The 25,162-nt window shown below is 72.6% G+C and carries 18 protein-coding genes; 15 read left to right on the top strand and 3 right to left on the bottom strand.

The window, feature by feature from the left end; translation table 11 throughout:
* Position 1 precedes the first annotated feature (1 nt).
* Both BLT36_RS10225 and BLT36_RS10220 read left to right on the top strand, forming a co-directional pair.
* Positions 2–550, top strand: a complete 549-nt coding sequence (locus BLT36_RS10225; RefSeq protein ID WP_092094884.1) for a dihydrofolate reductase family protein — start codon at positions 2–4, stop codon at positions 548–550.
* A gap of 105 nt (positions 551–655) precedes the next feature.
* Positions 656–1,954: an NAD(P)/FAD-dependent oxidoreductase gene (locus BLT36_RS10220; protein ID WP_092094882.1), complete on the top strand. Its 1,299-nt coding sequence runs from the start codon at positions 656–658 to the stop codon at positions 1,952–1,954.
* 285 nt (positions 1,955–2,239) lie between these two features.
* Here BLT36_RS10220 and BLT36_RS10215 read toward each other — a convergent pair whose 3' ends face one another.
* Positions 2,240–3,145 (bottom strand): SDR family oxidoreductase, encoded by a 906-nt coding sequence (locus tag BLT36_RS10215; protein WP_092094880.1) that lies wholly within the window; start codon positions 3,143–3,145, stop codon positions 2,240–2,242.
* Between the two features lie 108 nt (positions 3,146–3,253).
* Between BLT36_RS10215 and BLT36_RS10210 the strand changes: the two genes are divergently transcribed.
* From BLT36_RS10210 to BLT36_RS10200, 3 genes are all read left to right on the top strand, one after another.
* Entirely contained in the window at positions 3,254–3,826 is a 573-nt protein-coding gene (locus tag BLT36_RS10210; RefSeq protein WP_092094878.1) for a TetR/AcrR family transcriptional regulator, read from the top strand.
* A gap of 90 nt (positions 3,827–3,916) precedes the next feature.
* Positions 3,917–5,140 (top strand): acyltransferase family protein, encoded by a 1,224-nt coding sequence (locus tag BLT36_RS10205; protein WP_175529597.1) that lies wholly within the window; start codon positions 3,917–3,919, stop codon positions 5,138–5,140.
* A gap of 103 nt (positions 5,141–5,243) precedes the next feature.
* Entirely contained in the window at positions 5,244–6,437 is a 1,194-nt protein-coding gene (locus BLT36_RS10200) for an FAD-dependent oxidoreductase (RefSeq protein ID WP_092094874.1), read from the top strand.
* 45 nt (positions 6,438–6,482) lie between these two features.
* On the opposite strand, the gene BLT36_RS10195 is transcribed toward BLT36_RS10200, so the two are convergent.
* Both BLT36_RS10195 and BLT36_RS10190 read right to left on the bottom strand, forming a co-directional pair.
* Positions 6,483–7,352 (bottom strand): UbiA family prenyltransferase, encoded by an 870-nt coding sequence (locus BLT36_RS10195; RefSeq protein ID WP_092094872.1) that lies wholly within the window; start codon positions 7,350–7,352, stop codon positions 6,483–6,485.
* Positions 7,349–8,269, bottom strand: a complete 921-nt coding sequence (locus BLT36_RS10190) for a DMT family transporter (RefSeq protein ID WP_092094870.1) — start codon at positions 8,267–8,269, stop codon at positions 7,349–7,351. Before BLT36_RS10190 ends, BLT36_RS10195 begins: the two co-directional genes overlap by 4 nt.
* 70 nt (positions 8,270–8,339) lie before the next feature.
* On the opposite strand from BLT36_RS10190, the gene BLT36_RS10185 reads away from it, so the two are divergent.
* From BLT36_RS10185 to BLT36_RS10140, 10 genes are all read left to right on the top strand, one after another.
* Positions 8,340–9,188 carry a LysR family transcriptional regulator gene (locus BLT36_RS10185; RefSeq protein WP_092094868.1) on the top strand — a complete coding sequence of 283 codons (849 nt, stop codon included), beginning with the start codon at positions 8,340–8,342 and terminating at the stop codon, positions 9,186–9,188.
* Positions 9,189–9,254: 66 nt separating this feature from the next.
* Positions 9,255–10,067, top strand: a complete 813-nt coding sequence (locus tag BLT36_RS10180) for a fructosamine kinase family protein (RefSeq protein WP_092094866.1) — start codon at positions 9,255–9,257, stop codon at positions 10,065–10,067.
* Between the two features lie 104 nt (positions 10,068–10,171).
* The gene (locus BLT36_RS10175; protein WP_092094864.1) at positions 10,172–12,334 is read left to right on the top strand and encodes an ArnT family glycosyltransferase; all 2,163 of its coding nucleotides are present in this window, start codon (positions 10,172–10,174) and stop codon (positions 12,332–12,334) included.
* A gap of 35 nt (positions 12,335–12,369) precedes the next feature.
* A complete protein-coding gene (locus tag BLT36_RS10170; RefSeq protein WP_092094862.1) occupies positions 12,370–13,092 on the top strand; it encodes a response regulator transcription factor in 723 nt (240 codons plus the stop codon).
* Positions 13,089–14,738 carry a sensor histidine kinase gene (locus BLT36_RS10165; protein WP_139166438.1) on the top strand — a complete coding sequence of 550 codons (1,650 nt, stop codon included), beginning with the start codon at positions 13,089–13,091 and terminating at the stop codon, positions 14,736–14,738. The genes BLT36_RS10170 and BLT36_RS10165 overlap by 4 nt, the downstream gene beginning before the upstream one ends.
* Before the next feature lie 134 nt (positions 14,739–14,872).
* Positions 14,873–15,142, top strand: a complete 270-nt coding sequence (locus tag BLT36_RS10160) for a hypothetical protein (protein WP_092094858.1) — start codon at positions 14,873–14,875, stop codon at positions 15,140–15,142.
* 28 nt (positions 15,143–15,170) lie between these two features.
* Positions 15,171–15,716: a hypothetical protein gene (locus BLT36_RS10155; RefSeq protein WP_092094856.1), complete on the top strand. Its 546-nt coding sequence runs from the start codon at positions 15,171–15,173 to the stop codon at positions 15,714–15,716.
* 214 nt (positions 15,717–15,930) lie between these two features.
* Positions 15,931–17,214 carry a bifunctional glycosyltransferase family 2/GtrA family protein gene (locus tag BLT36_RS10150; protein WP_368086371.1) on the top strand — a complete coding sequence of 428 codons (1,284 nt, stop codon included), beginning with the start codon at positions 15,931–15,933 and terminating at the stop codon, positions 17,212–17,214.
* 340 nt (positions 17,215–17,554) lie between these two features.
* A complete protein-coding gene (locus tag BLT36_RS10145; RefSeq protein WP_092094854.1) occupies positions 17,555–23,155 on the top strand; it encodes a glutamate synthase-related protein in 5,601 nt (1,866 codons plus the stop codon).
* Complete coding sequence (locus tag BLT36_RS10140; RefSeq protein ID WP_092094852.1) at positions 23,152–24,957, top strand: sulfite reductase subunit alpha; 1,806 nt, start codon at positions 23,152–23,154, stop codon at positions 24,955–24,957. The genes BLT36_RS10145 and BLT36_RS10140 overlap by 4 nt, the downstream gene beginning before the upstream one ends.
* Positions 24,958–25,162 lie beyond the last annotated feature (205 nt).

Below are 25,162 nucleotides of genomic sequence, written 5' to 3'. Positions count from 1 at the left end.
CATGCGCAAGGTGACGGCAGGGCTGTTCGCGTCGTTCGACGGCGTCGTGCAGGACCCGTACAACTTCCAGTACGACTCCTTCGACGACGAACTCGGAGCCGGCATGGGTGCCTTCATGGCCCGCACCGACACCGTCCTCCTCGGGAAGAACAGCTACCTCGAGTGGGCCGAGTGGTGGCCCGCCCACCCCGAGGACGGCTTCGGCCAGTGGATCAACCCGCTTCCGAAGTACGTCGCCTCCACCACCCTCGGTGACGACCTCGCGTGGGAGAACAGCACGCGCATCACCGGCGACCTCGACACGTTCGTGCGCGAGCTGCAGGCAGGCGAGGGCGCGGACATCGCCGTGTGCGGCAGCATCACCGTCGTCCGCCACCTGCTGTTCGCCGGACTCCTCGACGAGCTGCAGCTCATGGTGCACCCCGCGATCGCCGGTGCCGGACGCAAGCTGTTCGAGCCCACCGACCCGCCCACGCGCCTCCGTCTGGTCGACAGCATGGTGACGAGCAAGGGGAACGTCGTGAGCACCTACGCGAGGCTCGACGCCTGACGGAGCCCAGCCGCGCCTCCAGGCCAGGCCTGTGAACCAGGCGTGGGCGAACCGCGCGTACCCTCTGAGGTGACCATCTCAGCACCAGAGGAAGCCGGAGTCAGCATGCCCCAGGACACCCGCCCGCACGTCGTCATCGTCGGCGGTGGATTCGCCGGTGTCGCCGCGATGCGCGAACTCGCCGACGCGCCGGTCCGGGTGACCCTGGTCGACCGCCACGTCTACAACATGTTCCAGCCGCTCATGTACCAGGTGGCGACGGGCGGCCTGAACGCCGGCGACGTGACGTACTTCCTCCGCAGCCTCCGCGCGAAGCAGAGCAACGCCGAGTTCCGGCACGGCCTGCTCACCGGCATCAAGACCGACGAGCGGATCGCCGAGATGTCCGACGGTGAGCACCTGCACTACGACTACCTGATCCTCGCCAACGGCGTGAACACGAGCTACTTCGGGACCCCCGGGGCGTACGAGTACGCGTACTCGATGTACTCCCGCTCCCAGGCGCTCCGCATCCGTGACGAGCTGTTCACCCGGCTCGAGGAAGCAGCGGCGAACCAGGGCCCGGACGAGATCAAGATCGTCATCGTCGGCGGCGGCGCGACGGGCGTGGAGATGGCCGGCGCACTCGCCGAGCTCCGCGACCAGGCGCTCGTCGGCGCCTACCCGGAGATCGAGCGCGGCAACATCTCGATCACCCTCGTGCACCGCAGCGGCGAGCTGCTCAAGCCGTTCGCCCCGCGCCTGCGGCGGTACGCGGCCAAGATCCTCCGGAAGCGCGGCGTCGTGCTGCGACTCAACACCGGTGTCTCCGAGGTGAAGCGCGACGGCGTGATGACCGCCGAGGGCGAGTTCATCCCCGCGTCGCAGGTCATCTGGGCGACCGGCGTCGCCGCCCACAAGGAGGTCGCGGGCTGGGGCCTGCCGCAGACCCACGGCGGACGCATCCAGGTGAACGACGACCTCAGCGTGAAGGGTGTCGAGCGGATCTTCTCCGCGGGCGACATCGCGGCGCAGGACGACGCGCTCGCCCAGCTCGCGCAGCCGGCGCTGCAGGGCGGACGCCACTCGGCGCGGCAGGTCGTACGGCTGATCGAGGGCAAGCCGACCGAGCTCTTCAAGTACTTCGACAAGGGCACGATGGCGACGATCGGCACGAACGCGGCGGTCGCGCAGCTCCGGGGCGGCATCACACTCGTCGGGCCGATCGCGTGGCTGGCCTGGGTCGGCGTGCACATCGCCTCGCTGCTCGGCAACGGGAACCGGCTGTCGACGCTGTCGCACTTCTTCGTGCGCTACCTGTGGTTCATGCGGAAGCGGTCGATCCCGATCGTGGGCGACGTCCGGCCGGTGCGGCCGAACGGGGACCGCGAGCCCGACCCCTGGCAGCTGCAGAAGGCGGAGTAGGGCGCGGTCGCTCGGGCGTTCGCTCGGGGGCGTTCGTGTTGGGGGCGTTCGCGACGGGGGCGCTCGTGTCGGGGTGGTCCGGACCGGCGCAGCTCGCGCGTGCTGACGCGGAACGACATCGTCGCTGTCGTTCGACAGCGACGATGTCGTTCGTTCCTGGGCGCGGCTTCCGGCGCACGCAACGAACGACACGACCGATGTCGTACGACGTCGGTCGTGTCGTTCCGGGTCGGCGCCGCGGCAGCCGTCGTCGTCGCGGCAGCCGCCGGCGCCGCGCCTGCCTCGCTAGGCGACGCGGACGTCGAAGTACGCGCCGGCGGCGATGTCCTCGAGGAGACCGGGGCCGGTGGGCTCCCAGCCGAGCAGTTTGCGGGTCTCGTCCGAGGTCGCCGACATCTCCATGCCGAAGAACTGCCCGATGAAGCCGAAGTGCGCCACCGCGTCGGCCGGGTCGATCGAGGTCACGGGCAGCCCGAGGCCCTCGCCGATGGCCTCGGCGATCGCCCGCGTCGGGATCGCGGTCTCGGCGACGGCGTGCAGGCGTGAACCCGCGGGGGCCTGCTCGAGTCCGAGCCGCACGAGTCGTGCGGCGTCCGTGACGTGCACGGCGGCCCAGCTGTTGGTGCCCTCGCCGACGTAGCCGGAGACGCCCCGCTCCCGAGCCGCGTCGGCGATGACCTTGATGAAACCGTGGTCGCCGATGCCGTGGGTGGTCGGGCTGAACCGGGCGGCGATGGTCCGGACGCCCTGGTCGACGAAGTCGAAGCCGCGGTTCTCGCTGCCACCGCGCATGCTGTCCGGGCCGACGAAGGGGTTCGGGTCCGACTCGTTCGACGGACGGCCCTGGGCGAGGCCGGCGACGCCCGAGGCCAGGACGAACGGCCGATCGGAGCCGACGAGCGCCTCGGCGATGGCCTCGACGGCGCCGCGCTCACTCGCGTTGGTGGCCGCGGCGTTCGCCCAGTCGTGCTTGTTGGCGAGGTGCAGGACGCCCTCGGCCTCGGCGGCACCGCGGCGGATGGTGTCGAGGTCGTCGAGGTCCCCGCGGAGGACGGCGGCGCCCTTCGCCTGCAGCGCTGCGGCCGAGGCGTCGGAACGGGCGAGGCCGGTGACGGTGTGCCCGGCGGCGAGGAGGTCGTCGACGGTGTGGGACCCGATCCAGCCGGAGGCCCCGGTGACGAACACGTGCATGTGCGTTCCTTTCGCAGGTGTCCACGGCGTGATGTCATGAACTGACATCACCGTAGCACTCCATGTCAGCCGCTGTCATCAACACGTCCGGATCAGTAGACTCCTCGCATGGGCCGATGGCAACCCGGAACTCGTGAACGACTGCAGGCGACCGCCCTGCAGCTCTTCGCGTCCCAGGGCTACGACCAGACGACGGTCGCCGAGATCGCCGCCGCGGCCGAGGTCACCGAGCGCACCTTCTTCCGGCACTTCACCGACAAGCGCGAGGTCCTGTTCGCCGGGCAGGACGACTTCGTCGGCGTGTTCACCGGCCCGATCGAGGCAGCCCCGGCCGAGGCGCCACCGTTCGGACTCGTCCGCGTCGCCCTGGAGTCCGCCGGCGGGTTCTTCCCCGAGGAACGCCGCGCCTGGTCACGGGCTCGGCAGGGCATCATCGACGCGAACCCGGCACTCGGGGAACGCGAACTCGGCAAGCTGGCGTCGCTCAAGGTCCGGCTCGGCGAGGTGTTCCGCGACCGCGGTGTCGCCGAACCCGTCGCGACGATCACCGCCGAGACCGCGGTGACCGTCTTCCACCTGTCGTTCGCCCAGTGGATCACCGCGGGCGAGGACCGACCCTTCTCCACCATCGCCCGAGAACGGCTCGACGCCCTGACGGAGCTGGTGCACCCCGGACGTTGAGACGCCTCTTACGATCGGCGAGCATCATGTAACGATCCGGTCACGGCCACCCGGTCGTGACACCTCGATCTGATCGCGCAGGAGGCGTCCGTGGCCACCCCCACGCTCTCGCCGGAGCGGACCCGCAGGACCTCCGCCACGGCCGACACCGACGGCAGCAGTACACGAACGGCTCCGCCCCCGCCGCTGACGCACCGTGCGCCGGCACTCGACGGACTGCGGACCATCGCGATCCTGATCGTCATCCTCTACCACCTGCACGTGCCGCAGTTCGAGGGCGGCTTCATCGGCGTGACGGTGTTCTTCGTGCTGTCCGGGTTCCTCATCTCCACGCTGCTGCTCGGCGAGCGGCGCCGCACCGGGCGGATCCGGCTCGGCTCGTTCTGGACCAAGCGGCTCCTCCGCCTCTACCCGGCACTCCTCGCCCTGGTCGTGGTCGGGCTGCTCCTGTGGAACTGGGTGGGCGACTACAAGGGCGCCTCGTTCTCGCCCGGTGAGGCCGCCTTCATCGCGCTCAGCTACACCGGCAACCTCTTCCGGTCGTACTGGGACACCACGCAGGGCGTGTTCGCGCACACCTGGAGCCTGTCGATGGAGGAGCAGTTCTACCTCGTCTGGCCGCCCGTCCTCGTGCTGCTGTTCGCACTGCGGGCCCGCCGTCGCTGGCTGATGACGGGGCTCGGCGTCGTCATCGTGGGGGGTGCCGTGGCGTCCTGGCTGAGCTACCGCACGCCGGGCGGCGGGTCCACCCCGGACGTCTACTTCTCGCCCGTGCTCGGCGTCGTGCCGTTGGCGACCGGGTGTCTGCTCGCGCTGCTGCTCGACGACGAACGCGTCCGGACCCGGGCGGCCGGGATCGCCGGGCACGCGGCCACCTGGGTGGGGATCGGCCTGCTCACCGCCGTCCAGTTCTGGATCGACGACGACTGGACGCAGCACGCGTGGTCGTTCGGCGTCGTGCTGCCGGTGACGGGGCTCATCTCGGCGCTGCTCATCGGCGGCCTGGTGTCGGTGCGGTCGCCGCTGTCCGCCGTGCTCGCCTGGACGCCGGTGTCCTGGTTCGGCCGGCGGGTGTCGTACTCGGCCTACCTCTGGCACCCGCTCGTGATCGCCCTGCTCGGGACCTTCGCCATCGGCCCCTGGGGAACGGTGTGGCTCATCGGGGTCGCACTCCTCGTCGCCGTCGGCGCTGCGTACGCGGTGGAGGTGCCCGTCGAGCGGCTCCGGAAGCGCCTGCGGGAAGCGCGGCGGCTCGTCGCCGCGGACCGGTCGGCGCGGGGCGACGCCGACGTGCGCGACGCGGCGGCCGCCTGACCCCCACGCACAGGGTCCGGGCTCGCTGGCCGGGAAGGACTGCACGCGGGACACCTCGCGCACTCCCCCGCCCCCGGGATGCCCCCGTCCGTAGGCTCGGACCGTGACCACCGAGCGCATCGACGTCCTCGTCGTCGGGGGCGGCCCCGTCGGCCTCTTCGCCGCGGCGCTCCTCGCCGCGCGGGGCATCGACGTCGCCGTCTGGGAACGGCGCGCGACGCCTCCCGCCGGGTCCCGCGCGATCGGCATCCACCCGCCGTCCCTCGACGCCTTCGCCGCGATCGGGCTGGACGGACCGGTCCTCGCCGAGGCGACGCTCGTCCGCACCGGAGTCGCACGGAGCCGCGGACGCACCCTCGGCACGCTCCGCTTCGCCCGCGCATCCGACACGCACCCCTACGTCGCGACGCTCGACCAGCACCGCACCGAATCGCTGCTCCGCGAACGGCTCGCGGCGTCGGCACCGGCGGCGCTCCGGACCGGCACGACCCTCACCGCCCTCGACCGGCACGCAGACCACGTCGACGCCTCGGGGGCCGGCCCGGACGGCGAGGAGGTGTCCGTCCGAGCGGCGTTCGTGGTCGGCGCCGACGGCGCCCGGAGCGTCGTCCGCGACCTGCTCGGCATCGGCACCACCGGACGTGACTACCCGGACCGCTACGTGATGGGCGACTTCGCCGACCCCGAGGACGCCGGGGCGCGCAGCACCGCGCTCGTCGACGTCGGTCCAGCGGGCGTCGTCGAGTCGTTCCCGCTACCGTCCGGTCGCCGCCGGTACGTCGCCGTCGTGCCGGACGACGAGGCGTTCGAGCCCGCTCCGTCCGCAGCCACCGCCGGACCGGACCCCGCACTCGCCGCACGGCTCGCCGCGGTCGTCGCCGCGCGCACCGGCGTCACGCTCGACGCGTCGACCTGCACGATGCTCAGCGGGTTCCGCGTCCGACGACGAGCAGCGGACCGGGTGGGCGTCGGCCGCGTGGTGCTGGTCGGGGACGCCGCACACGAGATCAGCCCGATCGGTGGGCAGGGCATGAACCTCGGCTGGCTCGACGCCGCCGAGCTCGCGCCGCTCCTCGCCGACGCGGTCGCCACCGGTACGGCTGGTCCGTGGCCCCGGTACGCACGTCGTCGGCAGGTGATCGCCCTGCGTGCCGCCCGGCAGGCAGAGGTGAACATGGCGCTCGGCCGTCCGCAGCGCGGTCTGGCGACGACCGGCCGGGAGGCGCTGCTCCGGACCGTCCTGTCCCTCCCGACCGCGCACGGCCTGGCCAGGGTCTACGCGATGCGCTGGGCCTGACGGCTCGCGTCACCGCGCTCCGCCAGTGCGGTTCGTGGTGCGCGCTCAGGCCACGAGGCGCGCGCCGGCGAGCCCCAGCTCGACGACGAGCACGAGCGACGACGCGATGACGAGCCGGAACAGCGTCCGCGAGGCTCGTCCGGCGAGCACGAGCCGGATCCCCAGCGCCGCGAGGACGACCACCACGAGTGTCCCGACGACGGCGAGCGCCACCCCGCCGCCCCGGACGGGATCGTCCCCGAGCAGCTGCCCGCCGAGCACGAGCAGCGCCGCGACGACGAGCGCCCCGAACGCGGTGGCACCGGCACCGCGGAGCCCGAGCCGGTGCGGGAAGCCGCGGACCCCGGTGGCGGCGTCGTCGACCAGGTCCGGCAGGACGTTCGTGCAGTGGATGGCGACGCCGAACACTGCTCCGGTCGCCAGCGCCCACCACGCCGGCCACTGCCCGTCCGACCCGGCTGACACCGCCACGACCGGGAGCAGCCCGAACGCGACGACGAACGGCACGACGGACCACACCGTCCGCTTCAGTCCGGCGTCGTAGGCCCACCCTGCGGCGACGAGCACGGTGTGCGCCACAGCCGCGACCGGGCCGAGGAACACGGAGAGAACGATCGCCGCCACGGCGGTCCCGAACGCCGCCGCCCGGACGGTCGACACCGCGATGAGCCCCTGCGCCACCGGCTTGTCCGATCGACCCACCGCACGATCCCGATCGGCGTCGATCCAGTCGTTCGCCAGCCCGATGGAGAGCTGCCCGGCCACCACGGTCAGGGCGACGAGCACGACGAGCCACAGCGGGTGTCCGACCGCGGCGGCGATCACGGCCGCGAGCACCGTCACGGTGACCGTCGGCCCGGGGTGGGACGACGCCAGCAGCAGGACCGGTACCGAACGGTCCGGACGAGGGGTCATCCGGCCAGCGTACGGGTGCCCCGCCGACCGGGTCGTCGGCTGCCGGTGAGCACCCCGGACGCGAGCGCGATGCCGAGCAGCACCACGAGTCCACCCACCGGTTCGTTCCAGCGCACCCGCTCGCCGAGGACGAGCACCCCGAGCACCACCCCGACCACCGGCGTCAGGTAGGTGACCGTCGACGCGCGACCCGCGCCCCACGCCTGCACCAGCCGGGTGTTCCACGCGTAGGCCAGCCCCGTGCCGACGCACCCCAGTGCGGCCATCGCAGCCACGATCCTCCAGTCCAACTGCACCGGACCGGTGGCGATGACTGGCGCGACCGCCAGGAGCAGCCCGGCCGCGAGCGTCAGCTGCACCGTGGCGAGCGTGACCGGGTCGTACGAACTGGTGACGGCCACCCGCCGGAGGTAGGCGAGCCCGATGCCGTAGCACGCGGTCATCCCGAGCAACGCGACCTGCCCGGGGACGCTCGCCAGCACCGCCGGGTCGCCCAGGACGTCCCACGGCCCGACCAGGACGAGCACGCCGACGATGCCGACCACGATCCCGACCACCTGTCGGCCCCGGAGCTTCTCGGTCGGGACGAGCACGGCGAGCGCCGCCAGCGTCATGATCGGCGTCGTCGCGTTGTAGATGCTCGCGAGCCCGGACGGGACCGTCTGCTCCGCCCAGGCCATCAGCGACGACGGCACCGCGTTGAGGAACACCGACACCACGAGCAGGTGCCCCCACACACGCGGCTCCCGCGGCCAGCGAAGCCGGGTCGCCAGGAGGATCACCACGAGCGTCACGGCTCCGAGCACGGTCCGGACGGTGGCGACCTGCTGCGGTCCGAGCCCGTCGAGCCCGATCTTCGCGAACAGGAAGCTCGAGCCCCAGGTGAGGGCGACGAGGAGGTAGAGGACGGCGTTCATGTGGCCTAGTGTCGACACCCACAGCGCATGCGGCAAACGCATGCGGTTCATGTCTTCATGAGGAGGACGCATGGCGGTCTCGCTGCCCCAGCTCCGCGCCTTCGTCGCCACCGTGGACGCCGGGTCGTTCACCGACGCGGCCACCGCGCTCGGCGTCGGCCAGTCCGCGGTCTCGCACGCCGTCGCCGGGCTCGAACGAGAGGTCGGCGGGCCGGTCGTCCGCCGCGGTGCGGCCGCACTCCCGACCTCGCTCGGCGACCGACTGCTGGCCCACGCCCGCAGCGTGCTCGCCTCGGTCGACGCCCTGGAGGCAGTGGTCCGGCCCGCGACGGCGCGCGGCACCGTGCGACTCGCCGCCGTCCCCACCGTCTGCCAGGGCCTCCTGCCGCGGCTCCGCGAGCTCTGGGCGGTGACGCTGCCCGACGTCGACGTGCAGGTCTACGAGGGTGACGACGACGAGATGCCCGAGTGGCTCGAGGCCGGCACCGTGGACGCCGCCGTGCTCGTCGACCCGACACCCGTGCCCGCGGGCGGTGTGGTCGTCGCGCAGGACGAGATGGCCGCCGTGGTGCGCCGCGACCACCCGTTGGCCGAGCTGCCGGCACTGACGCTCGACGACCTGCACGAGGACGGCCTCGTCGCGGGTGGCGGCGGCTGCGAGTACCAGATCGAACGGCTCCACGAGCTCGAGGGGCAGCCGTTCCGGTACGCCCACCGGGTGCGGGAGATGAGCACGATGTTCGGCATGATCCAGCGGGGCGAAGGGGTCTCCATCGTGCCGACGCTCGGCAGGGGGATGCTGCCGCCGGACCTCGTCATGATCCCGATGGCCCGTCGGCTGGAGCGGACGCTGGTGCTGAGCGGGCCGTCCTCGCGGGCGTGGCACCCGCTGGCGCAGGCACTGGTCGACGCGGTCTGATCGCGGGCACGCGCTTCGTGGCCGCGCGCTGAGGGGACGCCCACGACGGCGCGGCAGGATGGGGCGATGGCCGACACCCACGTGAAGACGTTCTCCGACCCGCACGAGGCCGCCGCGGAAGCCGCCGGGCTGGCCTGGCTCGCCGATGCCGAGGCGTCCGGCGGCACCCGCATCGCCCGGGTCCTCGGCCGACCGAGGCCGACGGTGCTCGACCTCGAACTGATCGACGACGGCTCCCCGACGGCAGCGCAGGCGGAGCGCTTCGGTCGATCGCTGGCGCACACGCACGCCGCCGGGGCCGAGGGCTGGGGGACGCCAGCGCCGGGCTTCCCGTCGGACGGGCCGCTCCGGATGGGCCGGTCGGGCACACCGTTCGTCGCCGCGGCGGATGCCCCGGGCAGCTGGGGCGAGTTCTTCGCCGAGTACCGCATCCGTGACTTCGTCCGGCGCATCGTGGACCGCGGCGGGTTCGACGCCGCCGAGGCAGCGCTGTTCGACCGGGTCGCCGACCGGGTGCAGGACGGCACGCTCGGGTCGCCGCAGCCGGCGCTCGTCGGGGACCGGCCCGCTCGGCTGCACGGCGACCTCTGGGCGGGCAACGTGCTGTGGCCGGGCGACCACTCCGAGCCGACCGGCGCGGTGCTCATCGACGCGAACCCGCACGGCGGGCACGCGGAGACGGACCTGGCGCTCCTCGCCCTGTTCGGGCTCCCCCGCCTCGAGACCGTCCTGGCCGCGTACGACGCGGAGTCGCGGCTGGCGGACGGGTGGCAGGAGCGCGTCGAGCTGCACCAGCTCGCGCCGCTGCTGCTGCACGTGTTCCTGTTCGGCGGCTCGTACCGGGGCGCCGCCGTCCGGGCCGCCCGCCGGTACGCGTAGCGGCACCGCACCCGCGTCCGGCGGTCCGGCGCCGCACCCGGGTCTTAGGAACCGCCAAGCCGCACCATCGGGTCGTTCGGGGAACGCCCGGAATCCTCGCTGCCATGACCACCTACCCGATCCCCGTGTCCGACCACCCGGGCCGCGCGCACTCGGCGCAGGCGACGGCGCGTCGCAGGCCGCTCGCGCGGCTCCTCCTCGGCGAGCGCGAGGACGCCCGCTGGCTCCGGCCCGCGTTCTGGGCGCTCCTCGTCCTCACCGCCGTCGTCTACCTGTGGGACCTCGGCGTCTCCGGGTACGCGAACAGCTTCTACGCCGCGGCAGTACAGGCCGGTACGAAGTCGTGGGAGGCGTTCTTCTTCGGCTCCCTGGACTCGTCGAACTTCATCACGGTGGACAAGCCGCCCGCGTCGCTGTGGGTGATGGTGCTGTCCGCCCGGCTGTTCGGCTTCTCGAGCGTCAGCCTGCTCCTCCCCCAGGCGCTCATGGCGGTCGGGTCGGTCGCGCTGGTCTGGGGAACGGTCCGACGCACCCTGGCCCGGCTCGGTGCGACGACGGCGAACGTCGGTGCGCTGCTCGCCGGCTTCGTCGTCGCGGCCACCCCGGCGGCTGCGCTGATGTTCCGGTTCGACAACCCGGACGCGCTGCTCGTGTTCCTGATGACGGCGGGTGCGTACTGCACGGTGCGAGCGCTCCCGAAGGGCAGCTGGCGGTGGATCGCCCTCGCGGGCGTCGCCCTCGGGTTCGCGTTCCTCACGAAGATGCTGCAGGGGCTGCTGGTCCTGCCGGCCTTCGGTCTCGTCTACCTGCTCGCGGCGCGCACGGGTTGGGGCCGCCGTGTCGTCGGGCTCCTCGTCGCGGCGGCGTCGCTCGTGGCCGCTGCCGGCTGGTGGGTGGTCGCCGTGGCGCTCTGGCCCGCGGAGTCCCGCCCCTACATCGGCGGTTCGACGAACAACACGGTGCTCGACCTGGTCTTCGGGTACAACGGCCTCGGCCGGATCTTCGGCGGCTCGGGCAACGGCGGCGGAGGCGGCGGCGCGACCGGCGGCACCGCGGGGTCGTCCTTCGGCGGCTCGACCGGGCTCGACCGGCTGTTCTCGTCGGAGATGGGGCTCGAGATCTCGTGGCTCCTCCCCGCGGCCCTCGTCGCGCTGGTGCTCGGCCTGGTCGTCGTCGGCCGCCGGCACCTGGCCGACCCGGCCCGCGCAGGACTGGTGCTGTGGGGCGGCTGGCTCCTGGTCACCGGACTCGTCTTCTCGTACATGTCCGGCACGATCCACCCGTACTACACGGTGGCCCTGGCCCCGGCGATCGCCGGACTCGTCGGTACCGGCGGTGCACTCCTCTGGCACGCCCGGGAGCGGATCGTCGGCCGGCTCGGCCTCGCGGCGATGGTCGGCGCCACGGCGTACTGGAGCTGGTGTCTGCTGGGCGAGAACCCGACCTGGCTGCCCTGGCTCCGCTGGGTGATCCTGGCGGGCGGTCTGCTCGCGACGGTCGCGATCGTGGTCGGCAGTGTGCCCGGCCTCCGCAGGCTCGTCACGATCGGCGTCCTGGCCGGCACGCTGTTCGGACTCGCCGGCACCTCCGCCTACGCCTTCGCCACGACGACCGTCGGGCACTCCGGATCGATCCCGAGCGTCGGTCCGTCGGGCAGCGGCTCCGGTGGGATGGGCGGCGGTGCGGGTGGCGGCATGCCTGGAGGCGCGGGGGGACCGGGTGGGTCGACCTCCGGTTCCGAGACCGGCGGCTCCGAGGGCACGGACGGTTCCCAGCAGGGTCCCGGCGGGACTCCGCCCGGGGGCACGACCGGCGAAGCACCCGCCATGCCCGACGGCAGCTCCCAGGCGGGATCCGACGACGCGACGAGCGGTGCGGAGTCGGGGACGGGCCTCCAGGCCGACGGCAGCGCGACCGGAGGCGGCGGCGCGTCGACCTCGGCGGCGCTCACGAAGCTCCTCACGGCGTCGGACGCGAAGTGGGCAGCCGCGGTGAACGGGTCGCAGTCGGCCGCGCAGCTCGAACTCGACTCCGACACCGCCGTCATGGCCATCGGCGGCTGGTCGAGCGACCCGGCGCCGACCCTCGCCGAGTTCAAGGCCTGGGTCGCCGCCGGCGACGTCGGGTACTACATCAGCTCCGGTTCGGGCGGCGGCATGGGTGGCGGCTCGTCGACGGCCTCGGCGATCCAGGAGTGGGTCGCGGCGAACTTCGACGCCACCACCGTCGGCGGACAGACCGTGTACGACCTGAGCAGCGCGAAGTGATCGGCGACGAGGGCGCGGTGGATAGGCTCCGGGGCATGCCCGCGACTCCGCTGCAGCGCACCGACGGCACCCCCGTCCGCGCCCTCGTCGTGGACGATGAGCACGCCCTCGCGGACGCCGTCGCCCTGGCGTTCACGGGCGACGGGTGGTCCGTGCGCGCCGTGCACCGCGGGCGGGACGTGCTCTTCGCGGTGCGGGAGTTCCAGCCCGACGTCATCGTGCTCGACGTGATGCTGCCCGACATCGACGGGTTCGAGGTCCTCGAGCGGCTGCGGGACGCCCGCGACGACGTCCGGGTGCTGTTCCTCACCGCGCGGGACGCCCCGGAGGACCGGCTCGCCGGACTCACCGGCGGCGGCGACGACTACCTGACGAAGCCCTTCGGCATCGACGAGCTGCTCGTCCGTGCGCGCATCCTGGCCCGGACCTCCGCCCGGGTGGCCGCGAGTGGAGGTCCGTCGTCGATCGAGGTCGGCGACCTGCAGCTCGACGAGGACGCCCGCACGGTCAGTCGCGCCGGCGTCCCGGTCGACCTGACCCCCACCGAGTACGAGCTGCTGCGGCACCTCGCCCGGAACGCGAACCGCGTGCTGTCCCGCGACCAGCTGCTCGCGAACGTGTGGGGCATGGACTTCGGCACGTCGTCGAACCTGGTGGACATGTACGTGTCCTACCTGCGGAAGAAGCTCGACGCCGGACGCGAGCCGATGCTGCAGACCGTGCGGGGCGCGGGCTACGTCCTCCGGCCGACGACGTGACCCGATCGGGGAAGGCGACCCGCGCCTCCAGGCCCTCCCGCGTTCCCTCGCTGCGCTGGCGGATCGTGGCAGCCGTCGCCCTGCTGCTCGTCGCGACGTACGTCGTCGTCGGCGCGGTGACGGTCGTCGTGTTCCACGGGTACCTGGTCGGCCGGCTCGACGCGGAACTCGCGACGGCCGCCGAGCGGACCCTCGGTGGCCCCGGCGGCGACCGCTCTCCCCCGCCCAGCGGCGGTACGGGGTCCGGGTCGGACCCGGACAACGCGTTCATCGGAGCGCCCGGCCAGTCCGCCGGCACCGTCGTCGCGATCTTCCGCGACGGCACCCTGGTCCTCGGCGGCTACGCCGACAGCGAGGGGCGGCAGCACGGCCTCACCACGGCGCAGGAGAAGACCCTCGCAGCGGTCACGAGCGACGGCGATCCCGAACCCGTCGGCCTCGGGTCGCTCGGCGCGTACCGGGCGCAGGCCGTCGGCGACGACGGGGACGTCTTCGTGACGGCGCTGCCGGTGCGCGGCATCGACGACGCGATCGGCCGGCTCCTGCTCGTCATCGGGATCGTCACCGTCGTCGGGCTCCTCCTCGCGGCGTGGGCGCTGGCCCTGCTCGTCCGGCGGTCGCTCCGTCCCCTCGAGCACGTCGCCGCCGTTGCATCGGAGGTCGCCGACCTCGACCTCGAACGGGGCGACACGGACATCCCGGTGCGGGTCTCCCCCGCCGACCTCCGCGCGAACCGCGAGGTCGGACAGGTCGGCACCGCGCTGAACGGGCTACTCGGGCACGTCGCCCGAGCGCTGACCGTGCGGCGCGACGCCGAAGCCGGGATGCGGACGTTCATCGCCGACGCCTCGCACGAGCTACGGACGCCGATCGCGACCGTGCGCGCGTACGCCGAGCTGACCGCGACGACCTCGGACGTGGACGCGATCCACCGGAACGTCGAGCGCATCGGTCGGGAGGCCGTCCGGATGGGCGACCTGGTGGAGGAGCTGCTGCTGCTCGCCCGGTTGGACGCGGCGGCGGCGGATCCTCCGGCTGCCGGTCTGCCCCGTCCTGCCGGTCCCGACGGTCCTGCCGGTCGTCCCGGTCCTGCCGGTGCGCCTGCTCCGTCCGGTGCGCCTGCTCCGTCCGGTGCGCCTGCTCCGTCCGGTCCCGCCGTCGACCTGACCTCGCTCGTCGTGGAGGCGACGATGGACGCACGGGCCACCGCGCCCGGCCACCGGTGGACGCTGCAGATCGTCGACGACCACCCGGTCAGCGTCCCCGGTGACGAAGCACAGCTGCGGCGGGTGGTGACGAACCTGCTCGCGAACGCCCGGACGCACACCCCGGCGGGGACGGCCGTCGTGGTGTCGCTGCAGCGGGTCGGCGAGGTCAGCGGGGCCCGCGGGTTCGTCCGGTTCGTCGTCGCGAACGACGGCCCGGTGATCCCCGCCGAGGCGCTGCCGACACTGTTCGACCGGTTCACCCGGGGTGAGGCGTCGCGATCCCGGGAGCAGGGCACGAGCGGCCTCGGGCTCGCGATCGTCCGCGCCGTCGTGTCCGCGCACGGCGGGGTGGTCCGGGTGGCCTCGGAGCCGGGCCGGACCGCGTTCACCGTGGACCTGCCCGCCGACGCTGCCGACGGCGCCGCGGACTCGGTCTGACCGGCACTGCCGACGGCGCCTCGGACTCGGCCTGACCGGCTGCCGACGTTCCCGTGCCCGAATCGTGTCCGACGGGCCGAGACTCGGCGCGGTGCGGTGCGGCAGACTGGCGGTACCCGGACGAGGAGGCCCGCATGCCGAACGACTTCGCACACCTGCCGGGTCGTCCCGCGCCCGAGGACCTCGTGGTCGAGGTCCCGACGTTCGAGGACGACCGACCCCAGCCCGAGCCCGCACCACCGGCCGCGGCACCGGAACTGGTCGCCGCGACCGAGTTCGCTCGGAGCTCCCACGCCGCGCCGACAATCCGGCGGACCCAGATCCGCGCCGGCGCCTGGATCGCCGGGGTCCCGATCGCCGTGCTCGCCGTCGTCGCCGTCGTCCAGATCCTGCTTCCCCGCTGACCCCGACTGATATGTAGAGTGGTACGCCGTGGGGGCGTCGGATGCACGGCAGCGAGACGTCTTCGTCGACGAGTCGAAGGTCCGTGACTACCTCCTGGTGGCGGTGTCGCTCGAGCGTGCGCACGTCCGCGCAGCGCGCACGGCGATGGCCGCGCTCATCCTCCGTGGGCAGTCACGACTGCACATGCGCAAGGAGAGCGATCCCCGGCGGCGCTCGATCCTCAGCACGATCGAGACGTTCGACACCGTGATCACGGTCGTCCGTGCGCAGAAGGACGGCCGGACCGACCTCGTCCGGCGGGACGCCTGTCTCCGTCGGCTCGTCGCGATGGTGATGGTGGACGGCGACGCGTCCGTGTGCCTGGAACGGGATGAGACGCTCGTCCGGAAAGACCGCCAGACGATCATGGAAGCAACGCACCGCTCGAAGCCGACGCACCACATCCCGCACCGCCACGAGTCCGCGGCCCAGGAACCCCTGCTTGCACTGCCCGACGCCGTCGGGTGGGCGTGGGCGAAGGGCGGGGACTGGAGGCGGCGCTGCGGAGGCGGCATCACGGTCATCGACGTCTGACACAGAGCACCGTCGGAAAGCGCAAGACCCGAGCGCCCAACCGTCCGGATGGGTCTCGGGTCCACTTCTCGAAGCTCAGCGCAACGAGCACCACCAGCGTAGCAGCGTCGCATTTCACACGCCAAGCAGGGCGGGGAACGACGAGCTGGGGTTCTTAGGCGCGACACAGCCCACTGCTTCGGTCCGCATGAGCCCGCTGCCGAGCATGAGCGGCATGACGGAGACGAACCAGACCCTCGACATCGACATCGTCGTCCCCTGCTACAACGAGCAGGACACGCTCGCCGCCCACGTCCGGCGCCTGCACACCTTCTGCCGGACGTCGCTCCGGAACACCTGGCGCATCACGATCGCGGACAACGCCTCGACCGACGACACGGCCAGGATCGCGGACGACCTCGCCGCGATGCTGCCGAGCGTCCGGGCCGTGCACCTGGCGCAGAAGGGCCGCGGGCGTGCGCTGAAGGCGGTCTGGGGCGCGTCCGAGGCGGCGGTCCTGGTCTACGTGGACGAGGACCTGTCGACGGACCTCGCCGCCCTCGAGCCGCTCGTCGCGCCGCTGCTGTCCGGACACTCGGACGTCGCGATCGGCACCCGGCTCGCCGACTCGTCGCGGGTGGTCCGCGGGGGCAAGCGGGAGTTCATCTCGCGCTCGTACAACCTGCTGCTCCGGACGACCATGGGGGTGTCGTTCTCGGACGCCCAGTGCGGTTTCAAGGCGATCACCCGCGAGGCCTCGGAGCACCTCCTCCCGCTCTGCGAGGACGACGCGTGGTTCTTCGACACCGAGCTGCTCGTCCTCGCCGAGCACGCCGGCCTGCGGATCCACGAGGTCCCGGTGGACTGGGTCGACGACGTCAACTCGTCCGTGCAGATCGCGTCGACGGCCAAGGAGGACCTCCGGGGCATGTGGCGGGTCTCCCGGGGGATCGCCACGGGCAGGGTCGCGATCGGCGAGGTCTACGACGCGATCGGGCGACGACCGTTCACCCCGCCGCACGTCGGGATCCTCGGGCAGGTGCTGCGGTTCGGCGCGATCGGCGTGCTCTCGACCGTCGCCTTCGCCCTGCTCTACGCACTGTTCCGTCCGACGATCGGCGCGCAGACGGCGGACTTCCTGGCCCTGCTGGTGACGGCGATCGGGAACACGGCACTGAACCGGCGCTTCACGTTCGGCGTGCGAGGGCGAGTGGGTGCGGGACGGCACCACGTGCAGGGGCTCGTGGTCTTCGGGATCGCGTGGGCGATCACGTCCGGGTCGCTCGTGGTGCTGCACGCCACGACGCCGGGAGCCTCGCACGGCGCGGAGATCGTCGTGCTGACGGCGGCGAACCTCGTGGCGACGCTCGTGCGGTTCGTGCTGTTCAAGGCGTGGGTCTTCCGCTCCCGCCGACGCCCGGAGCTGATCCGCCCCGGCACGACGCCGGCGGCCGACGCGAGCACGGCGGCCACGGAGCCGATCAGCATCGACGACCGCACGGGCGAGCGCGCCGCCTGACCTCGCACCGTGCGCGTCTCGTCGCCGGTGCGAGTGCGTCGGGAGCAGCTCGCCGTTGCACCGTGCGGCAATCGCAACTCGGTGCGAGGGTGACGCCTCGGTGCAGCGCCCTAACCGGACACGAAACCAGCAACCTCGCACAGAGTGATGACACGGGCACGGTGCCCGCTACGCGACAGGCCGCCGCGGTGTTGCGCGGGCGGTATACCAAGCCGTAGCATCGCCTCACCGCACCACAACCCCACAGGGCCCGACTGTCACCACCGGTCTGCCCGCGGCGAGCGCTCCATCGATGCAGCCTGGCCGTCCGCTGCCGGCAACGCCCCCTCTGGACCCGCACGTGAACCCCACCTCCTTCGGTCTCTACGACCCTGCCCGCGAATCGAGCGACTGCGGCGTCGGTTTCATCACCCGACTCGACGGGACGCCCAGCCACGACGTCATCCGCAAGGGCGACGAAGCGCTCTGCGCGATCCCCCACCGCGGCGGCAAGTCCGCTGAGGGCGTCGGCGACGGCGCGGGCGTGAGCATCGACCTGTCGGTGGAGTTCTTCAGCGCGATCACGGGCGAGGACCTGCGCGCCGGCCACTTCGGCGTCGCGAACTGCTTCGTGCCGACCGGCGCAGGGGCGACCGGCGCAGGGCCGACCGGCGCAGGTCAGAGCGGCACTGACGACCGCGCCCGTGCCGAACAGACCGTCACCGACGCGATCGCCGCGCAGGGCCTCGAACTGCTGCTGGTCCGCGACGTCCCCGTGGACCACTCCGTCGCGCGTCCCGAGGCCGAGCAGTACCAGCTGCCGATCGTGCAGTGGGTCTTCCGCGCGCCCGAGGACTGGGAGCGCACCGAGGTCGACGCCGCGGCCAACCGGGCCCTGCTCGCGATCGAGGCGGTGTCGTACGGCGAGGCCGCTGCCGAGCGTGCCGAGCACGCCGCCCTGTACCCGCTGTCGCTCAGCGCCCGGACGCAGATCCTGAAGGGCCGGCTGAACTCGGGCGAGGTCATCGGCTACTTCACGGACCTGCGCGACCCGCGCCACTCGGTGCGGACGCTGTACTTCCACACCCGGTTCTCGACGAACACCGAGCCGCACCCGACGATGGCGCAGCCGTTCCGCCTGATGGCGCACAACGGCGAGCTCAACACGGACCGGAAGAACCGCCTGTCGGACGAGGCCCTCGCCCGGGCCCGGACGCGCAGCATCGTCCGCCCGCCCGGACAGTCGGACTCGAGCCGGCTCGACCAGACGCTGCAGAGCCGCGTGTTCGACGACGGGCTCGAGATCGTCGAGGCCGTGGTGTCGCTCATGCCGCCGGCGTGGGAGAACGACCGCACCCTGACGCCCGACGTCCGCGACATGCTCGAGTACTTCTCGCTCTACGAGGAGAAGAACGACGGCCCCGCGGCCGTGATCTTCAGCGACGGCGAGGTGGTCGGCGCCCGACTCGACCGCCTGGGCCTCCGCCCGCTGCGCTCCGTGCAGACGTCGGAGTACCTGATGGTGTCGTCGGAGGCCGGGCAGGTCACGTTCGACGCCGACGAGGTCGTGCACCGCGGCCGCATCGAGGCCGGCGGCATGCTCGTCGTCGACCACCGCACGGGCTCGCTGATGCGCACCCGCGAGGTGCTCGAGATGCTCGCCGCCCGGAAGCCGTACGGCGCGCTGCTCGACGCCGCCCGGGTGGACCTGGACGACCTGCCCGCGCCGGACTACGAGCGCGGCACGTCGACGCTCGGCTACGACGGCGACCTGTCGCTCGCGGGCCGCTACGTGGCGTACTCCCTGAACCAGGAGAGCTTCCGGTTCATGCTCGACCCGATGCTGCAGAACGGCTCGGAGCGGATCTCGGCGATGGGCTACGGCAACGCGATCAACGCCCTGAGCGACACCGAGGGCGGCATGGCGAAGTACTTCTCGCAGCGCTTCGCCCAGGTGACGAACCCGCCGCTCGACTCGATCCGCGAGGCCGACGGCATGAGCATGCGTGTCGCGCTCGGAGCCAAGCCGGACGGGACCGGGTCGACGAGCCGGCAGCTCGTCGTGCAGTCCCCCGTGCTCGGACACCTCGACATGGTGCGCCTGCGCGACCAGGACGTCGTCCCGCTCGAGCGCTTCGACATGCTCTACGTGCCGGTGCTCGGCGACGAGCAGGCGAACGCGGACGCGGTCCGCACGGCGACGGAGCAGCTGGCCGAGGATGTCGCGGCGTTCGCCGAGCGAACCGGTGGCATCGCGGTCCTGTCCGACCGTGCGGTCTCGTCGACGCACGCGCCCCTCCCGGTGATCCTCGCCGTGGCCGCCGTGAACCAGCGACTCATCGAGACCGGCCTGCGGCTGCGGGTCTCGGTGGTCGCCGAGTCCGGTCAGCTGCCATCGTCACACCACGTGGCGACCGCGCTGGGCTTCGGCGCCGCGGCTGTGTACAGCCTGTCCGCGCGGCTCCGTGCGGAGGAGAAGTACCCCGCCGCCCCGGCACCTGCCGGCGAGCTGACCGCGACCGACCTCGCGCTGCAGCGGTTCCGGAAGGCGGCCGAGAAGGCCCTCGCGAAGACCATGGGCCGCGTCGGTCTGTGCACGGCGGAGAGCTACATCGGCGGCGAGTTCTTCGAGCCGAACTACCTCGACACCCGTGACGACCTGTTCGCCCGGGTCTTCCCGCACATGCAGGCACCGGTCGGCGGCGTCGGGTTCGCCCGGATCGCGCAGGCGGCGACGGACTGGCACGAGCGCGCCCGCACGGTCGACTCCGAGGGTCAGGTGCCCCTGCTCGGCCTCTTCAAGGAGCGGTCCGACGGCGCCGGGCACTCGTTCGGCGTCGCGAGCGTCCGCGGCTTCGGCGGCATGACCGAGGAGCGTCCGGCGTTCGAGCGCTCCGGCGACTCGGATGCGCTGCGCCTGCTCACGCTCGGGCAGCTCGACGACTCGTTCGGCATCACCGACGCGGCGTACCGGAACACCGGGTACGACCGGCTGAGCGACGCCGAGATCGACGCACACCGCATCACGCCGGGCTACGTCACGTTCCTGCAGACCACGCACGACGAGCGGTCGCGCCGGCCCGCAGCGCTCCGCGACGTGCTGGCCCTGCCTGCGGACGTCACGGGCACCGACACCGCCGAGGACTTCGCGCGCGAGCTCGGCCGCTTCTCGACGAGCGGCAACGCCAGCGTCACGGTGCGCGGGCTGTCCGGCTCACGTCCGTCGTCGTCCGACGACCTGCCTGGAGGCACGGCCCGGTTCCGCCTGGAGCTCACGTCCACGGGGACCACCGGTGCACTGCGCCACCAGGCCCTCGCGGACGGGCTCGCGCTGCTGCACCCCGGCCAGGTCGACGTCGACTCCGTCGACGAGACCCAGGTGACGCTCCGCGCCACCGGCACCGCGGTCGACCTGCTCGCCCTGCTCGAGAGCGCCCCGGCCAGCGTCGCGCTCGACGAGGTCCAGCCGGCGCACGAGATCACCCGGACCCTGGCGTCCGGCGCGATGAGCCACGGTGCACTCGTCGCGACCGCGCACGAGGCCGTGGCGCACGGCACGAACATGGTCGGCGGCATGTCGAACAGCGGTGAGGGCGGCGAGCACCACTCCCGCTACGGCACCATCCGCGGCTCGCGCATCAAGCAGTTCGCCTCGGGCCGGTTCGGCATCTGGGCGGGCTACCTCGCCGACCCGATGCTCGAGGAGCTCGAGATCAAGATCGGCCAGGGCGCGAAGCCCGGCGAGGGCGGCCAGCTGCCCGCACCGAAGGTCACGGTGGACATCGCCGCGGCCCGTGGTGGCACGCCCGGCGTGGAGCTCATCTCGCCGCCGCCGCACCACGACACGTACTCGATCGAGGACCTCGCGCAGCTCATCCACGACTGCAAGGCCGCCCGGGTCCGGGTGATCGTGAAGCTGGTGTCCTCCGAGGGCATCGGCACCATCGCGGTCGGCGTCGCGAAGGCCGGCGCGGACGTCATCAACGTCGCCGGGAACACCGGCGGCACCGGAGCCGCGGCGGTGACGAGCCTGAAGTACGCGGGCCGCTCCGCGGAGATCGGCGTGGCCGAGGTCCACCAGGCCCTCGTCGCGAACGGCCTCCGCCAGAAGGTCACGCTCCGCTGCTCCGGCGCGCACCAGACCGGCTCGGACGTCGTCACGAGCGCGCTGCTCGGTGGCGACAGCTTCGAGTTCGGCACCACCGCACTCATGATGCTCGGCTGCGTGATGGCGAAGAACTGCAACGTGAAGTGCCCGGCCGGCCTCACCACGAACGCCGAGGCGTTCGAGGGCGACCCCCGTGCGCTCGCGCAGTACCTCCTCAACATCGCGCACGACGTGCGGCAGATCCTCGCCCGCCTCGGCCTGCGCTCCCTGCGCGAGGCCCGTGGCCGCACCGACCTCCTGCAGCTCCTCGACCACCCGGCGAGCGTCGGCCGTCTCGACGTGCGTGCGCTCCTCGCGCAGGTGCCCGAGAAGGTCGTCACGGACCCGGAGTACCTCGAGAAGGACTTCCACACCGACGACGCGCTGCTCGAGCGGGTCCGGACGGCCCTCGTCGACCACGCGCAGGAGCACGTTCTCGTGCACGGCGTGCTGCTCGGCAACAGCGACAAGTCCGTCGGCGGCCAGCTCGGCATCGACGTCGAGCGACTGCTCAACCACGAGCTCGGTGCGGACGACGTGGCGGGCCTCCCCGCCGTGACGACCGACGACCGGGGCCGCCGCCGGCTGGTGGACGGCGCGGTGACGATCCGCACGCAGGGGTCGGCCGGCCAGTCCTACGGCGTCTTCACCAACGACGGCATCGTGCTCGACCACACCGGCACCGCGAACGACGGCGTCGGCAAGAGCCAGAGCGGCGGGCGGATCATCGTCCGCGCGCCGGGCGGTGGCAGCGCCGAGCAGGGCGGCAACGTCCTCGTCGGCAACTTCGCGCTGTTCGGCGCCACCGGCGGCCGCACCTTCGTCGAGGGTGAGGCCGGCGACCGGTTCGCCGTCCGCAACTCCGGGGCGACTGCGGTCGTCGAGGGCGTCGGCGACTTCGGCTGCGAGTACATGACGGGCGGTGCCGTGTTCAACCTCGGCACCTTCGGCAAGGGCCTCGGCAACGGCATGTCCGGCGGCTTCCTGTACCAGTACGACCCGTCCGGCGAGGTCACCGAACGGGCGAGCACCGACTCGCTCCTGGTGTTCCCGGTCAGCGACACCGCGCGCGGGGCCTTCCACGAGGACGCCGCCCGGCTGCTCCTCGAGTGGCACCTCGAGGCGACCGGCTCGGCCCTGGCCGAGCGGCTCCTCGACGAGTGGGAGACCACCCGCGCCCACGTGTACGTCGGCATGCCGCGCGCGCTCCTCCTCACCCAGGACGCCGGCGAGATCCTCGCCGCAGCCAGCCGGAACGAGCTGCTCGACGAGCTGGCGAACTCGATCGCGACGGACAAACTCCGCGCGTTCAAGGTCGACTACCGCGACCAGCGCACCGTGCTCGGCGGCCGCGCACCGGCGCTCGGGGACCAGGGCGACGACATGTTCTCGCTGCTGTCCTCGTACACGGTGCTCGGGGTCGCGCAGGACCTCGCACTCGAGCGGGTCCCCGGCGCGGCCGGCCCGAACGACCCCCGGGTGACCGAGGCGGTCAAGAACCTCATCCTCACCGAGGACTTCTTCGTGAAGCAGCGCGTCGTGAAGTACCTCCGCGGCACCCTCGACCGGTTCGCGGACGACGAGCTCGCGACCCTCATCGCGATCAAGCGCCTCGACGACTACAAGCGCGCGCTCACGCAGCGGAACAACCGCAGCATGGACGCGCCCGGCACCACCGGGTGGATCATGCACCAGAACGCCAAGAACGACGGCCGGGTCCGGGAGGCCCGCTTCGACGAGCTGCTCGCGAACGCGGCCCTCGAGGACATCGCCGGACGAGCACCGCAGGCGCCGACCGAAGTGGTGTCCGCATGAGCCTGCTCCCCCCGACCGGGTCCCTGATCCCGGTCGACGCTCCGTTCTCCGCCGCGCAGGAGTCCTGGCTCGCCGGGTTCATCGCGGGCATCGCCGCCGCCGGCAAGAAGGCCTCCGGCGGCGCTCCGACGACGACGATCGACGTGCTGTTCGGCACGCAGACCGGCAACGCCGAGTTCCTGGCCGATGAACTCGTCGCCGGTGCGAAGGCCCGCGGGCTCGGCGGGCGGGCTACCGCGCTCGACGCCGTCACGCCCGAGCAGCTCGCCGCGATGTCGCACGTGCTCGTCGTCACCTCGACGTACGGCGAGGGCGAGATGCCCGACAACGCCGGACTGTTCTGGGAGGCGGTCCAGGCCACCACCGTGCCCCGGCTCGAAGGCCTGCAGTACGCCGTCCTCGGGCTCGGCGACACGAGCTACGACGAGTTCTGCCAGGCCGGCAAGCTCCTCGACACCCGGTTCGAGCAGCTCGGCGCGACCAGGATCCACGACCGAGTGGACTGCGACGTCGACTTCGAGGACCCGGCGGCCCTGTGGTCCGCCGCCGTCCTCGACCGCCTCGCCGCTGAAGCAGGCGCCAGCGCACCGGGGGTGACGGGCACACCCGGCGCGACCACGGGCAGTGGTGCCGCCGCCGGGACCACCGCTGCCGGCGGGACGGGCTCCCACCGTGCCTCCAGACCGGGGTCGCAGTGGAACAAGCGCAACCCGTACCCGTCGCGCCTGGTCGAGAACCGGCTGCTCTCCTCGCCGCGCAGCGCGAAGGAGATCCGGCACTACGAGTTCGACCTCGGCGACTCCGGCATCGAGTACGCCGCCGGCGACGCCCTCGCGGTCGTGCCCGTCAACGACGCGGTCTTCGTCGGCGAGCTGCTCGAGCACGTCGGCGCGAACGGCGGCGAGGAGCTCGACGGACGGCCGATCGCCGAGGTCCTCCGGACCGACCGCGAGATCCGGACGCCCTCGAAGGACCTCATCGCCGACCTGGTGCAGCGCGCGCCGTCGAGCGAGCTCGCCGCCGTCGTCTCCCGCGGCGACAAGCACGAACTCGATCGGTGGCTGTGGGGCCGGGACGTCCTCGACCTGCTCCGCGACGCGGGGCCCGCGGCGCCCGGGCTCGACGAGCTCCTGCCGAACCTCCGCCCGCTGCAGGCGCGCCAGTACTCGATCTCGTCGAGCCCGCTCGCGCACCCGGACCGCATCCACCTGACCATCGCGTCGGTGCGGTACGGCGACCCGCACCGGATGTACGCCGGCGTCGCGTCGACGTTCCTCGCGGACCGTGTCGCGCCCGACGGCACCGTCGACGTGTACCTGCAGCCGAACGCGTCGTTCGGGGTGCCGGCCGACCCGAGCGCGCCGATGATCATGATCGGCCCGGGTACCGGCATCGCGCCGTTCCGCGGCTTCCTGCACGAACGTGCAACGGCCGGGGCGACCGGTCGGAACTGGCTGTTCTTCGGCGACCAGCACCGCGACACCGACTTCGTGTACGAGGACGAGCTCACCGCGCTGCAGGAGCAGGGCGTGCTCAACCGGCTCGACCTGGCGTTCTCACGCGACCAGGCCGAGAAGGTGTACGTGCAGACCCGGATGCTCGAGCGGGCGCCGGAGCTGTACGCGTGGCTCGAGGACGGCGGGCACGTGTACGTGTGCGGCGACGCCTCGCGGATGGCGAAGGACGTCGAGGCAGCGCTGCTGTCCGTCATCGCGTCCCAGCGCGGGCGCGGCGAGGACGACGCGCAGGCGTACCTCGCCGACATGCGGCGCGGGAAGCGGTACGTCCGCGACGTGTACTGAGCGACGAGCGACCCGCAGCGCAGGTGCGGTGGCCGCCGCCCCGGTGCAGAACCCGAATCCACGCCGGGGCGGCGGTGAGGGGGCACAGCAGGCCGGAGGCCCCTGATCCGGGACTCCCGCTCTCACACGGTTCCCCCTCGGTCCGCCGTCCTGCTGGCACCGGCTCCCTGTGCACGGTGCCGCGCGGTCCGGCGGTACCGCCACC

The organism is Curtobacterium sp. UNCCL20, from assembly GCF_900101675.1.
Taxonomy (GTDB): Bacteria; Actinomycetota; Actinomycetes; order Actinomycetales; family Microbacteriaceae; genus Curtobacterium.
This window is presented reverse-complemented; position numbering and strand designations above follow the sequence as displayed.

Bases quoted from the DNA above. Each gene is read 5' to 3' on its own strand.
- BLT36_RS10225 (WP_092094884.1), top strand. From the start codon at position 2: ATGCGCAAGGTGACGGCAGGGCTGTTCGCGTCGTTCGACGGCGTCGTG.
- BLT36_RS10220 (WP_092094882.1), top strand. From the start codon at position 656: ATGCCCCAGGACACCCGCCCGCACGTCGTCATCGTCGGCGGTGGATTC.
- BLT36_RS10215 (WP_092094880.1), bottom strand. From the start codon at position 3,145: ATGCACGTGTTCGTCACCGGGGCCTCCGGCTGGATCGGGTCCCACACC.
- BLT36_RS10210 (WP_092094878.1), top strand. From the start codon at position 3,254: ATGGGCCGATGGCAACCCGGAACTCGTGAACGACTGCAGGCGACCGCC.
- BLT36_RS10195 (WP_092094872.1), bottom strand. From the start codon at position 7,352: ATGACCCCTCGTCCGGACCGTTCGGTACCGGTCCTGCTGCTGGCGTCG.
- BLT36_RS10190 (WP_092094870.1), bottom strand. From the start codon at position 8,269: ATGAACGCCGTCCTCTACCTCCTCGTCGCCCTCACCTGGGGCTCGAGC.
- BLT36_RS10185 (WP_092094868.1), top strand. From the start codon at position 8,340: ATGGCGGTCTCGCTGCCCCAGCTCCGCGCCTTCGTCGCCACCGTGGAC.
- BLT36_RS10180 (WP_092094866.1), top strand. From the start codon at position 9,255: ATGGCCGACACCCACGTGAAGACGTTCTCCGACCCGCACGAGGCCGCC.
- BLT36_RS10175 (WP_092094864.1), top strand. From the start codon at position 10,172: ATGACCACCTACCCGATCCCCGTGTCCGACCACCCGGGCCGCGCGCAC.
- BLT36_RS10170 (WP_092094862.1), top strand. From the start codon at position 12,370: ATGCCCGCGACTCCGCTGCAGCGCACCGACGGCACCCCCGTCCGCGCC.
- BLT36_RS10160 (WP_092094858.1), top strand. From the start codon at position 14,873: ATGCCGAACGACTTCGCACACCTGCCGGGTCGTCCCGCGCCCGAGGAC.
- BLT36_RS10150 (WP_368086371.1), top strand. From the start codon at position 15,931: ATGACGGAGACGAACCAGACCCTCGACATCGACATCGTCGTCCCCTGC.
- BLT36_RS10140 (WP_092094852.1), top strand. From the start codon at position 23,152: ATGAGCCTGCTCCCCCCGACCGGGTCCCTGATCCCGGTCGACGCTCCG.